This is a genomic window from Pseudogulbenkiania subflava DSM 22618, from assembly GCF_900177275.1.
GTDB classification, from domain to species: Bacteria; Pseudomonadota; Gammaproteobacteria; order Burkholderiales; family Chromobacteriaceae; genus Pseudogulbenkiania; species Pseudogulbenkiania subflava.
The window spans coordinates 28128-40382 of the sequence record NZ_FXAG01000011.1; the positions used below are offsets into that span (position 1 = coordinate 28128).

9 protein-coding genes are annotated in these 12255 nt (G+C 64.7%); 1 reads left to right on the forward strand and 8 read right to left on the reverse strand.

Features of this window, described 5'->3' with window-relative positions:
* Position 1: 1 nt before the first annotated feature.
* The 5 genes from B9N72_RS11250 to B9N72_RS11270 form a co-directional block, all read right to left on the reverse strand.
* Positions 2–670: a response regulator gene (locus B9N72_RS11250; RefSeq protein WP_008952999.1), complete on the reverse strand. Its 669-nt coding sequence runs from the start codon at positions 668–670 to the stop codon at positions 2–4.
* Between the two features lie 31 nt (positions 671–701).
* Positions 702–2639, reverse strand: a complete 1938-nt coding sequence (locus tag B9N72_RS11255; RefSeq protein WP_085276494.1) for a type IV pili methyl-accepting chemotaxis transducer N-terminal domain-containing protein — start codon at positions 2637–2639, stop codon at positions 702–704.
* Positions 2636–3283, reverse strand: coding sequence for a carbonic anhydrase (locus B9N72_RS11260; RefSeq protein WP_085276495.1), 648 nt, complete (start codon positions 3281–3283; stop codon positions 2636–2638). Before B9N72_RS11260 ends, B9N72_RS11255 begins: the two co-directional genes overlap by 4 nt.
* 1 nt (position 3284) lies before the next feature.
* Positions 3285–4259, reverse strand: a complete 975-nt coding sequence (moaA, locus tag B9N72_RS11265; protein WP_085276496.1) for a GTP 3',8-cyclase MoaA — start codon at positions 4257–4259, stop codon at positions 3285–3287.
* Positions 4260–4427: 168 nt separating this feature from the next.
* Positions 4428–6398, reverse strand: a complete 1971-nt coding sequence (locus B9N72_RS11270; RefSeq protein ID WP_085276497.1) for a methyl-accepting chemotaxis protein — start codon at positions 6396–6398, stop codon at positions 4428–4430.
* Between the two features lie 498 nt (positions 6399–6896).
* Here B9N72_RS11270 and B9N72_RS11275 point away from each other — a divergent pair, with 498 nt between their 5' ends.
* Positions 6897–8921, forward strand: coding sequence for a site-specific recombinase (locus tag B9N72_RS11275; protein ID WP_085276498.1), 2025 nt, complete (start codon positions 6897–6899; stop codon positions 8919–8921).
* A gap of 258 nt (positions 8922–9179) precedes the next feature.
* On the opposite strand, the gene narI is transcribed toward B9N72_RS11275, so the two are convergent.
* From narI to narH, 3 genes are read right to left on the reverse strand one after another with little or no spacing between them, the layout of a single operon-like run.
* On the reverse strand, positions 9180–9866 hold the full coding sequence (gene narI, locus B9N72_RS11280) for a respiratory nitrate reductase subunit gamma (RefSeq protein WP_085276499.1): 687 nt from the start codon (positions 9864–9866) through the stop codon (positions 9180–9182).
* A 60-nt stretch (positions 9867–9926) separates the two neighbouring features.
* Positions 9927–10568 (reverse strand): nitrate reductase molybdenum cofactor assembly chaperone, encoded by a 642-nt coding sequence (narJ, locus tag B9N72_RS11285; RefSeq protein ID WP_085276500.1) that lies wholly within the window; start codon positions 10566–10568, stop codon positions 9927–9929.
* A gap of 11 nt (positions 10569–10579) precedes the next feature.
* Complete coding sequence (gene narH / locus B9N72_RS11290) at positions 10580–12130, reverse strand: nitrate reductase subunit beta (protein ID WP_085276501.1); 1551 nt, start codon at positions 12128–12130, stop codon at positions 10580–10582.
* Positions 12131–12255: the final 125 nt, after the last annotated feature.

A 12255-nucleotide genomic window follows, 5' to 3' on the forward strand; every position in this document is an offset into this window, starting at 1 on the left:
CCTACTCGCTGCGCCGCGCCACGCCGTGCTCCACCGCGTACACCGCCGCCTGCACCCGGCTCGATAGCCCCAGCTTTTTCAGGATGTTCTGCACGTGGATTTTCACCGTGCTCTCGGCCAGGTCGAGCGTGCGCGCAATTTCCTTGTTGCTCTGGCCTTGCGCCAGGAAACCGAGAATCTCCCGTTCGCGTGGCGTCAGCTTCTCCAGCTCCTGCTGCTGTTGCGACGGCGCCGGCGCACCGGCACGGAAATGCGCCATCAGCTTGGCGGTCATGGCCTCGCTCATCACCGACTCGCCGGCGGCGGCCTTGATGATGGACTGCTTGAGAAAGTCGGCATCGATGTTCTTCAGCAGATAACCACGTGCGCCGGCCTTCAGCGCGGCGGTCAGGTCGTCGGCGTCTTCCGACACCGTCAGCATCACCACCGCCAGCGTCGGGTTGTCCTGCAACAGCAAGCCCAGCGCTTCCACACCCGAGATACCCGGCATGTGCAGATCGAGCAGCACCACGTCCGGCATCAGCTGCTTGGCCAGCTTCACCCCTTCCGCCCCATCGGCGGCCTCGCCCACGACGGCCAGTTCGGGCTGGCGCGACAGCAGCATGCGGATGCCGCTGCGAAACAGGGTGTGGTCGTCGACCAACAGGATGCGGATCGGGGTATCAGGCATAAGTCTCTCTTGGTTAAAGTCGATATTCGGCTCAGGCGGCCTTGCGCTGGGCCCGCGGCAGATGCAGGTGCACCGAAGTGCCCCGACCCGGCTGGCTGGAGATGCGCAGGGCCACGCCGGCACGCGCGGCACGCTCCTTCATGATGGACAAGCCGAAATGGGTATCGGCTTTGCCCGCCACCGTCGCCATGGCGAAGCCGACGCCATTGTCCTTGATATCGAGCTCGAACGCACTCCCGTCGTCCTTGAGATGAACCACCACCTGCGTGGCCTGGGCGTGCTTGCGCACGTTCGACAGCACCTCCTGGAGAATAAACAGTATCTGCAGCTGCTGTTCCGGCATCAGCGGCACCGTCAGCCCCTCGGAGCGCAGTTCCACCTTGATGCCGGTCTGGCGGCGGAAGCGCTCGAGCACGGTGGAGATGGCCTGCATCAGGCTCTCCGAGAGCTTGGAGCGGAAATTATTGAGCAGTTCCCGCACATCGTCGTAGCTTTCCTTGATGCCGGTTTCGATCAGGCCGACGGTGTCGTCCAGCAACTCCTTGTCGCCCAGTTGCAACGCCTGGCGCAGCATCTGGGCCTGCAGGTTCAGGAAGGACAAGCCCTGGGCAATGCTGTCGTGCAGCCCCTGCGCCACCAGGTTGCGCTCTTCCAGCACCGCCAACTCGCGCTCCTTGGCGAACAGGCGCTGGTTCTCGATGGCCACGGCCAGGTTTTGTCCCAGCACCTCGAGCAGGCGGGTCTGCTGCGGCGTCATGATGACGGACTGACGGTAATGCAGGTTGAACAAGCCCAGGGAGCGCCCCTGCACCGTGATCGGGAAGGCGGAAATGACGCGATAGCCTTCCCGGCTGCAGCTCTTGGTGTCCGCCACACTCAGCGTCTCCACCCGGCTGGACGAGTTTTCGGCCACCTCACCGCACAGGCAGTCGCCCACGCGCATGCAATGCTCTTCCTTGAGCAGGGCCTCCGGCATGCCCTGATCCGCCACCACGTAGACGATGCCCTGCTCGTGATCGGTGAGGCGAACCGCCCCGCCATCGGCGCGGTACGCCGCCATCACCTTGGCCAGGAAACCCTGGCACAGGCCTTCCAGCGATTGAGGCTGGTTCAGGAAAGCGGAAATCTCATAGAGCAGCGCCAGTTCCTTGTTCTTCTGCTGCAGCGAAGCGGTCTTGGCGCGAACCCGCTCTTCCAGCGTGGCGCGGGCTTCGGCCAGACGTTGAGCCATCAAGTTGAAGCCCTGGCTCACCTGGGCGAACTCATCGTCGGACTCGACCGGTACCGAGACGTCGAGCTGGCCTTCGGCCAGGAGCTGGATACCCTGATGCAGCTTGTCGAGCGGATTGAGCACCAGCAGCATCATCATGTAGATCAGGGCGACCGTACCCACCACGGCCAAGGCCGCCAACATCAGTTGGCAATAGCGCAGGTATTCGGTGTTGCGCGCGTTGTAGGCCTCCATGTCGGCGACGAAACGATTGATCACGTCGACGTAGTCGCTGGTCATGGACTGGAAACGCGCGATCGACTGCGGGCTGGCCTCGCCGCCCGCTGCCAGAATGGCCTGCCCCAAGGGGCGGATGCGTCCGTTCCACTGGTCGGCAACATTCTTGAAATCGAGCAGGATTTGCGCGGTGCGCGGCACCAGCAAGGGGCGGGCGCTATCCCCCCGGCGCAATACCCCCAGGGTCTGGTCATAGCGGACGATGGAGCCCTGCACCACTTCGCTCGGCAATTTGCCGTCGTGGAAGCGCTGCACGTCGAGTGACAGCCGGGTGGCGCGCATGCGCAGGCTCCCGGCGTCGTTGATGGCGGCCGCGCCTCCTTCGAGTTGCCAGGACAGCCACAGCGTCGCCCCGATGGCGCTGAGCGCCATCAGCAGCACCGCCAGGAGGGCACCAATGATCTTGGCTGACAGGCGAAATCCGAGCGGGCGGGACAAGTCGGCGGGGGGAGGGAGAGTCATGGGTCAGGCTTCTGAATCGGGCACACCAGTGGTACGAAGCGGTCCTGCTGCGGATCGAACCCCCACAGCGCACCCTCATGGATGTCGAAATACCACCCGTCGAGCAGAAGCGAGCCCTGTTCGACGCGCTCGCGCAGCCAAGGGTAGGACAGCAGATTGTTGATGGAAACCAGAATCGCCGCCTTTTCGCATTGGCGCAGACGCTCTTCCTCGCTCACGTCGGCGTAGCTCGACTCGACGAAACGCCGTGCCGGCTCGGCGATATCCAGCCAGCGCTTCAGCGCGCTGGCCTCGTCGGCAGAACGCTGCATCAGCGCCCGGATGCCGCCACAGCTGGCGTGTCCGAACACAATGATGCGCTCCACCTTGAGCGACAATACCGCAAATTCGAGTGCCGCCGCCACACTGGCGTGCGTCAGCGTCTCGTCGCAGGGCGGCACCAGGTTGGCGACGTTGCGTACGATGAACAGCTCGCCCGGTTCGGAACCGGTCAGGGTGGCGGGGTGCACGCGCGAATCGCAGCAGCCGATCACCAGCGTGCTGGGGCGCTGGCCGTGGCGCAATTCGTCAAAGAGGTCCAATTCGCCAAAGTAGCGGGACTGGAAACGGCGGAATCCTTGCAGCAGGGGTTCAACCGAACGCACGTCACCCCCCGGTCATCGACATGAAGCGCAGGATCTTGGTCGGCTTTTCGCGGAACTCGTGCTTTTCCGGCTTGAGCTCGATGGCGGCACGGATGGCATCTTCCAGCCCGGCATCGCTGATGCCGGCGCGCAACAGGGGGCGCAGCTCGAAACGCTCTTCCTGCCCCAGGCACATGTAGAGCGTGCCATCCACCGACAGGCGCAGGCGGTTGCAGGTGGCACAGAAGTGCTGCGAAATCGGCGTGATGACGCCGAGCGAGAACGCGTTGTCGCGGGTCTTCCAGTAACGGGCCGGGCCGCCGCCCAGCGTTTCGGCCTGCGGCACCAGGTCGAAGGTGCGGCGCAGGTTGTCCAGCACCGGCTGCAAATCGAGGTAGTGCGCCGACTGCCCGGTTTCCCCCATCGGCATGGCTTCGATCAGGCGCAGCACGAACCCCTGCTCGATACAGAACGCCGCCATGCTTTCGATTTCGGATTCGTTGACGTCCTTCATCGCCACCATGTTGATCTTGATCGGGGCAAAGCCGACGGCCTTGGCGGCCTTCAGGCCTTCCATGATCTGCGGCAGACTGTCGCGACCGGTGATCTCATGCATGCATTCGCGCTTGAGCGAGTCGAGGCTGATGTTGAGGCGGTTCACGCCGCCCTGGAACAGCGCTTCGGCATGACGCGAAAGCTGCGTGGCATTGGTGGTGAGCGAGAGGTCGTCGAGACCGTCGAGCGCGGACAGCCGCGCCGCCAGTTGCGGCAGATTGCGGCGCAGCAGCGGCTCGCCGCCGGTCAGGCGGACGCGCCGCGTCCCCAGGCGCACGAAGGCAGCGACTACGCGCTCGATCTCGTCGAACGTGAGCCAGTTTTCCGGCTCCTCGAAATCCTTGAAGCCCTTGGGAATACAGTAGGTGCAGCGCAAATCACAGCGGTCGGTCACCGAGAGCCGCAGGTACTCGATGGTACGGCCGAAACGGTCGGTCAGCATGTCAACTCCAGGCGGGGCATGTTCCCCGAACTTAAGCTCTTCATTGTTCAGTATATAGAAGGCAAAAGACGCGCACATTCCCACAAACGACCACCCCGGGCTATGCCGAAGTAACTAGGCCGTGCCATCCCCCCAGGCAAGGAGACGCGCACGGCCGGGAGACGGCGGCTAGCCGGCGTGCTTGAAGCGGTCGACCATGGTAACCAGGTCGCCGGCGGTCTGGTTGAGCTGGGTGGCCAGCTCCGCCGCCTGGTGCACGATAGTCGAGTTGTCTTCGGCCAACGCGGCGATGCGCGCGATGTTCTGCGCCACTTCGGCGCTGGCGGCGGTCTGCTGCTGCATGGCGGCGGCGGTTTCCTCGCACTTGAGCGCCGAATCGCTGGCCTGGCGGTGGATGCCGTCGAGATCGGCCACGGTGAGGCCGACCCGCTCCAGCCCGACGTTCATCTGGCTGCGGGCGGAGTCCATCAGCCCGGCGGCGGCAAAGGTTTCCTGGCGGATACCGTCGACCAGGGTGGTGATTTCCAACGTCTGCTGGCTGGTGCGTTCGGCCAGTTTGCGTACTTCGTCGGCCACCACGGCAAAACCACGGCCGGTCTCGCCGGCACGGGCCGCCTCGATGGCGGCGTTGAGCGCCAGGAGATTGGTCTGGTCGGCGATGTCGCGAATCGCCGTGATGATGGCACTGATGTGCTGCGACTTCTCGCGCAGCTGCCCGATCGACTCGCCGGCCCGACCCAGCGCCGACGAGGTGTCGCGCATCACCCCGGTGGTTTCCCCCATGCGGGCGCGGCCGGCGTCCAGACTGTCTTGCATGACGAACACGGTCTGCTGCGACTCGCGGGTGTTGTCCTTGACCATGGCGATGCCGCTGGCCATTTCCTCGACCGCCGCGGCGATCTCGGTGGAGGACGCGGTCTGGGTCTCGGCGGCACGCGCAGCCCGCACGGAGACCGCCTGCAACGCATCGGAGGCGCCGACCAGCTGGTGGGCATTGTGCTTGACCTGCGTCAGCGTCGCCGCGAAGGCGTCGACCAGATGATCGAACGCCTGGCCCATGCGTGCCATTTCGTCGCTGCCGGGAACCTTGGCGCGCGCCGACAGATCCAGATCCTGGCTCATCCCGGTCATGACGCGCTCCAGACGCCGCACCGGGTTGCAGATACCGCGGTAGATCGACAACGCCAACGTCGCCAGTAGCAGCAGCGCCAGCACGGTTCCGCCAATGGTGAGCACCAGGTCGCTACGGGCACTGGCGCGGGCGGCGGCGAGGCGGGTCGCCATGTCGGCGAGCAGGCCGTCCTGCAGGGTTTTGAGACCGGTAATGCGGCGCGTGGAATCGGCGAACCAGCGTTCCGGCGCCACGCCGGCCGGCCCGCCGAGCGGCTGGCTGCGCAGCGTCTGGCGCAGCGCCAGCACGGCCTGCCCGTCGGCGCTGTGCGCCTGCGCGTCGGCCTGCTGCAGGAAGCGCTCCGACCCCAGTTGGCGCGCCTGCGCGGCACACGCTTCCTGCTTGGCGGCGAGGGCATCAAACTGGCTCATGCTGGCCTGATCGAAGATCCCCCGGACCAGCACACCGTTGACGAAGCCACGCTCGCGTCCGGCAAACTCCTTCTCGCACAGGACGTTGAGCAGCACCGTCGTCTCGCGCAACGCTTCCGGCTCCTGACCAGACTTGGCCAGTTGCGCGATCAGCCCGGTCAGCGCCTCGATGCGCTCGGAAAACGCCACAAACAGGGCCGGTGCGGCCACGCTGCGCGCGTCGACTGCCGGGCGCTGTTGCAGCAGCGCCTCGATGCTGGCCACCTGCGCACTGCCCTGCCCCGCTGCGTCGAGCTCGGCGAGGCCGGCCTTGAAGGCGGCGAACGCCGTGCCAGTCTGGCCGCGTGCCTCGTTCAGCGCTGGCGGTACACTTCCCTGGGCGTGCAGGTAGCCGTTGCTCAAGCCGCGCTCCACCTGCAGGGCATGGATCAGCCTGCTGGCCAGCCCCGCCATCTGCACCTGCTGTTGCGACAGCTCCAGCTGCCGCACTCCGTGCCAGCGTTCTAGGGAGATCACTGACGCCAGGCCGATCGTCACGAGGGCGAAGGGCACCAGCAGCAGCAACAGCTTGGCGGCAAGAGAAAGGCGGGACAGCATCGACATCGACTCCAGTTAAATACTCGTGAGCAAGCAATAAGCACACCATGCGCAATACGCCTGCAACATGGTCATGGAATGCTCAGCTGCCACACTCGTGATCGTGGGCACGTGGGGGGGGAAAACGACAGGAAACGGCGGCCCCGGAACGTGTCGGCGAGGCGGTGCACAGCAGCGGCCGAGGGCGGTAGCACCCATGCGCATGGTAACGATTACGACGACATGACACACTCGTCCGAAAGAACTAATTGCGCCGTGCCATGGTCTTTCATGATTTGCATGGAGTTCTGACAACCCGCGGGCAAACGGACGGACACCCGCCCCTCGCCAGGGCAATGCCCTGGGCGCGACCGCCCTGTTCTGGTGCGTGGACGCGCCCGAGCCGGGACCTGTCCCCGATTGCCGACGGCTTTCCCCGGGCTTCCGCCCCTCTTCCAAGCAGGCCAACTTAGGCCATCCTATCCACTCGCCGGCGCTTGCCGGCCGGAGAACTTGCCTATGGATACCTTGCTGCGTGCGCTGGCCGATGGCCAGGCGCACTCCCCGACTTCGTTGCTGGCCGGTCTGATCGACCTGGTCCGACCCGCCCACCCTTCCGACAGCGCCCAGGCAATCAAGAACGTGCGGGCGCTGAGCTACCTACTGGAGCAGCAGCCGGATTACCGCGCCAACCTGCGCCGCTGCCTGCTGCAACAGCTGAGCAGCACGCGCCAGATCCAGCTCTATACCGACGTCGGCGTCCTGTCGAACGCAGGTTTCTTTTCGTCGATGAAGACGCGCATCGGCGAGAGGCTGCTGCCGCCGCCGCAGAACCCGGACTACCTGAAAGACGTGTTCAGCAGCCTGTTCCGTGACAAGCGCGATTACCAGTGGGTGCAGCAATTGCCGCAGGAAGTGTGCGGCGACGTGTGGCGCGCGCTGCACTGGGAGGAAGAAACCGACACCGAGGCGCGCGCTCATACCCGCTGGCAGCTGCTGGAAGCCGTGCAGGTGCTGTCCTCGCGCATCGTGGCGATCGGCCTGGAACCGGAGCTGGTGCGCGTGCACCCGGACATCGAGCGCTTCGAATCGCCCTTCCTGCACTTGAACGCCGAGGTGTTCCGCTTCGTCGAAAGCCAACACCACGCCGCGACCGACGACAGCGAGACCGGCGAGGACGAGAAACACATTCTGGTGCTGCTGGAGCAGTGCGAGGGCATCGTGCTGCGCATCCGCAAGAACGCCGCGCGCTACGGCATTTCGGTCAGCCTGACCTACCACCTGCAGCGACTGCAACAGCACATTCACCGCCTGCGCCAGGTATTGACACTGCTGACCCCGGGCTACGACCCGGCGGCCGACCCGACGCTGTTCCAGTTCCTCGGCGAGCTGGTACGCGCCGACAACCGCCACCACAAGCTGTCCGACCTGTTCACCTCGAACATCGAACTCTTGGCGCTGCAGGTGACCGAACACGCCGGCCAGCGCGGCGAGCACTACATCGCCGAGAGCCGCAGCGAGTGGCTGGGCATGGCCAAGGCGGCGATGGGCGCCGGGTTGGTGGTGGGCTTCATGGCGCTGATCAAGCTGACGCTGGCGCAGGCGCACCTGCCCCTGTTGCTGGAAGGGATGGCCTTCGGCCTGAACTATGCCTTCGGCTTCATGCTGATCCAGCTGCTGCATTTCACCGTCGCCACCAAGCAGCCGGCGATGACCGCGGCCCGCCTGGCCGCTGCGATCCACACCCCGAACGGCGGCAAGGCGCAGTTGAGCGAGTTGACGGAACTGGTGGTCAGCGTGCTGCGCACCCAGTTCATCGCCATTGTCGGCAACGTGGTGATGGCGCTCCCGGTGGCGTGGGCGATCGCCGCGGGCTGGAAACATCTGTTCGGCTCCCAGGCGGTGAGTGTGGTCAAGGCGCAGCACCTGTTGCACGAGATCGACCCGCTGGCCAGCCTGTCGCTGTTTCACGCCGCAATTGCCGGGGTGTACCTGTTCCTGGCGGGCCTGATCGCCGGCTACTACGACAACCTGGCGATCTACCAGCGCATTCCGGAGCGGCTGGCCGCGCTGCCGTGGCTCAACCGCCTGATCGGCGAGCAGCGCACGCGACGCGTGGCGCAGTACGTGGAACACAACCTGGGGGCGCTGGCCGGCAACTTCTATTTCGGCCTGTTCCTGGGGCTGACCGGCACCATCGGCCTGCTGCTGGGGCTGCCGATCGACATCCGCCACATTACCTTCGCTTCGGCCAACCTGGCCTTCGCGGCGGTCGGGCTCGACTACGCCATCAGTGGGCAGACACTGGCGTGGTCGGCGCTGGGTATCGGCCTGATCGGGCTGCTCAACCTGCTGGTGAGCTTCAACCTGGCACTGTGGGTGGCGTTGCGTTCACGCAAGCTGACGCTGCGCGACGCACTGCCGCTGCTGCCGGCGGTGGCGCGCCACTTCCTGCACCGGCCGCTGGACTTCTTCTGGCCGCCACGCCGTCCGGCGGTCGAGGACGAGACCATGGTCGAGACGCTGGAAGCGGGCCAGCGCTGACGGGCCACCCAGCATAGAAAAAGCGCTGCCCGCGGGCAGCGCTTTTTTGTTACTTCCACAACAGAGCCGGCGTATTCCAAGAAGCATTGGAAACGAGAACGCGAAGGCAAGTGAGCGGGGCCGCAGACAGTACAACTAGTACGGCAAGTGCTCGCTGAGCGAATCACCGCGGGCCAGTCCATCATTGGCCCGCGGAAGATTCGCACGCAGTTCGTGTAACGCCGCCGACAAAGTTATCGTTTCTAAGGCGAATTGGAATCAGGCGCGCGGACGCACCAGCTGCCAGGCACGACCCAGATAGCCCACGGCGGCGAAACCGCTCCACACGTGCACCAGACGGGTGAACGGGAAGATCAGGAACAGGCTCATACCCATGAACAGGTGCATCTTGAACACGATCGAGGCACCGGCGATGTAGCTGGCCGCGTCGCCCCGCAGGGTGATGATGTGCTGCGCCCAAGTCATCAGCAGGACCATTTCGTGGCCGTCCAGATGACCGGCGGAGACGAAGATGGTGGACAGACCCAACAGCAGCGTCAGCAGGATCCACACCATCACCAGCTTGTCGCGCCAGGTGCTGTTGGCGGCCAGGCGGTCGTTGCCGAAGCGGCGTTGCAGCAGGATCAGCACGCCGATCAGGCACAGCGTGCCCATGATGCCGCCAGCGGTCATGGCGAACACCTGCTTGAAGGAGTGGGCGACGCCCAGCGCGTCCCACACTGCCACCGGAGTCAGCAGACCGACCATGTGGCCGAAGAACAGGCCGATGATGCCGATGTGGAACAAGATGTTGCCCAGGCGCAGGCTACCGCGATGCAGCAGCTGGCTCGACTCGCTCTTCCAGCTGTACTGCTCGCGGTCGAAGCGCACCAGACTTCCCAGCAGGAAGATCGACAGGGCGATGTACGGGTACACCCCGAACAGGAATTGATGCAAGGTATTCATGACTTTCCTCCATTCCGCTTCGGCCAACCTTGTCGGCCGGCCGAAAGCGGCAGGTGATAATCAGGCACGCGGCCGTTGCGGGTAGAAGTTGACCGGAGCGATCTCGGGACGCAGCGTCGGCTTGAGCAAAGGCTCGATGCCGTCCACGCCGGGACCGAAGGTTTCCAGCGCCTCGTCCATGTCGCGCACCGGCGGCACCGTGAGCGGCTCCGGCGCTACCGGGGACAGCCACACCACCGCATCGAGCACGCCGGCGTAAACGCTGTTGTGCTCGCGCAGGCGGCCTGCAACGTGGGCCACCACGTGCACGGCGTCGGACAACAGTCTGCCCGCTTCCTCGGCATCGGTCTGAGACAGGAACTCCAGGAACAGCGGCAGATAATCCGGCAGTTCGCTGGTCATCATCTCGAAGCCGTGGGCCTTGTACTCCTCCATCAGGTCGACCATGGCCTGGCCACGCGCCCTGTCCTCGCCGTGAATGTGCTCGAACAGATGCAGCGAGTGCGACGGGTTCCGGTCGAACACCAGCACGTAGTTCTCCTGCAGCGCGATCAGCTCGCCCGCTTCCAGCTCGGCCAGGAGCGGAGCCACCTGCGGCTCCAGCCCGGCGTCAGCCAACAGCGTCCGAATCTCCGGCAAGGCTTCGAGCAGTTCCGGCTCGGGGTAGCTCAGCAGCGCCGACAGCGCCTTGAAGTGTTTCATCATGCTCTCCTTCACTGGCTGGCGTTGGCCTTGCGGTCGCGACGCAGGTCGTGGAACACGATCGGCGTGGCCTTCTTCTTGCCGAACAGGCTGTGTTCGGTCGCACCGCTGGAGCAGCCGTTGCCGAAGCTGAAGCCGCAGCTGGCCTTGTCGTCGAAGGTGTTCTCGACCATTTCCTTGTGGGTGGTCGGGATCACGAAGCGGTCTTCGTAGTTGGCGATGGCCATCACGCGGTACATCTCTTCCACCTGCAGCGGCTTGAGATGCGTGCCCTTCAGGGTGGCGGCGTCGCTGACCTTGTCCACGCTCTTCTTGCGCATGTAGCGGCGCATGGCGACCATGGTTTCCAGCGCCTTGACCACCGGCTCTTCCTTACCTGCGGTGAGCAGGTTGGCGAGGTAGCGGATCGGGATGCGCAGGTCCTTGACGTCCGGGATGATACCGTTCTCGCCGATCAGGCCGTTTTCCAGCGCGGACTGGATCGGCGACAGCGGCGGGATGTACCACACCATCGGCAGCGTGCGGTATTCCGGATGCAGCGGGAAGGCAACCTTCCACTCCATCGCCATCTTGTACACCGGCGACTTCTGCGCGGCGGTCAGCCAGGCATCCGGGATGCCCTGCTTCTTGGCTTCGGCGATGATCTCCGGCGCGTTCGGGTCGAGGAACACGCCCAACTGCGCCTCGTACAGGCTCTTCGGGTCTTCCACGCTGGCGGCGGCTTCGATCTTGTCGGCGTCGTACAGCAGCACGCCGAGGTAACGGATACGGCCGACGCAGGTCTCGGAGCACACGGTCGGCTGACCGGCTTCGATACGCGGGTAGCAGAAGATGCACTTCTCAGCCTTGCCGGTGGTCCAGTTGTAGTAGATCTTCTTGTACGGGCAGCCCGACACGCACATGCGCCAGCCGCGGCACTTGTCCTGGTCGATCAGCACGATGCCGTCGTCTTCACGCTTGTAGATGGAGCCGGACGGGCAGGAGGCGACGCAGGCCGGGTTGAGGCAGTGTTCGCACAGGCGCGGCAGGTACATCATGAAGGTGTTCTCGAAGGCCGAGTACATTTCCTTCTGGATGCCTTCGAACAGCGCGTCCTTGGAGCGCTTGCTGAATTCGCCGCCGAGGTCGTCTTCCCAGTTCGGCCCCCATTCGATCTTGTCCATCTTCTTGCCGGTCACCACCGACACCGGGCGCGCGGTCGGAGGGGTGATCATTTCCGGCGCGTTCTGCAGGTGCTCGTAGTCGTAGGTGAACGGCTCGTAGTACTCGTCGATGGACGGCAGGTTGGGGTTGGCGAAGATGTTGGACAGGATCTTCAGCCGGCTGCCCTGGCGCGGTTCCAGCTTGCCGTCGGAACGGCGCACCCAACCACCCTTCCACTTGTCCTGGTTTTCCCACTCTTTGGGATAGCCGACGCCGGGCTTGGTTTCGACGTTGTTGAACCAGGCGTACTCGACGCCGTCGCGGCTGGTCCACACGTTCTTGCAGGTCACCGAACAGGTGTGGCAGCCGATACACTTGTCGAGGTTGAGCACCATGCCGATTTGGGCTCGGATTTTCATGTTGATTCTCCAGTAGGGCGGAAGCCTGAAAGGCGTTCCGCCAAACATTGCATGAGTAAGGGGAAGTCAGGCGTTCCTGCCGCTAGCGCCGGATCGATACGATCCGGCAGTCGGCGGAACGCCCC

Coding starts and splice junctions, on each gene's coding strand:
- narI (WP_085276499.1), bottom strand. CDS start 9,866: ATGAATACCTTGCATCAATTCCTGTTCGGGGTGTACCCGTACATCGCC.
- B9N72_RS11275 (WP_085276498.1), top strand. CDS start 6,897: ATGGATACCTTGCTGCGTGCGCTGGCCGATGGCCAGGCGCACTCCCCG.
- narH (WP_085276501.1), bottom strand. CDS start 12,130: ATGAAAATCCGAGCCCAAATCGGCATGGTGCTCAACCTCGACAAGTGT.
- B9N72_RS11255 (WP_085276494.1), bottom strand. CDS start 2,639: ATGACTCTCCCTCCCCCCGCCGACTTGTCCCGCCCGCTCGGATTTCGC.
- B9N72_RS11270 (WP_085276497.1), bottom strand. CDS start 6,398: ATGCTGTCCCGCCTTTCTCTTGCCGCCAAGCTGTTGCTGCTGCTGGTG.
- moaA (WP_085276496.1), bottom strand. CDS start 4,259: ATGCTGACCGACCGTTTCGGCCGTACCATCGAGTACCTGCGGCTCTCG.
- narJ (WP_085276500.1), bottom strand. CDS start 10,568: ATGAAACACTTCAAGGCGCTGTCGGCGCTGCTGAGCTACCCCGAGCCG.
- B9N72_RS11250 (WP_008952999.1), bottom strand. CDS start 670: ATGCCTGATACCCCGATCCGCATCCTGTTGGTCGACGACCACACCCTG.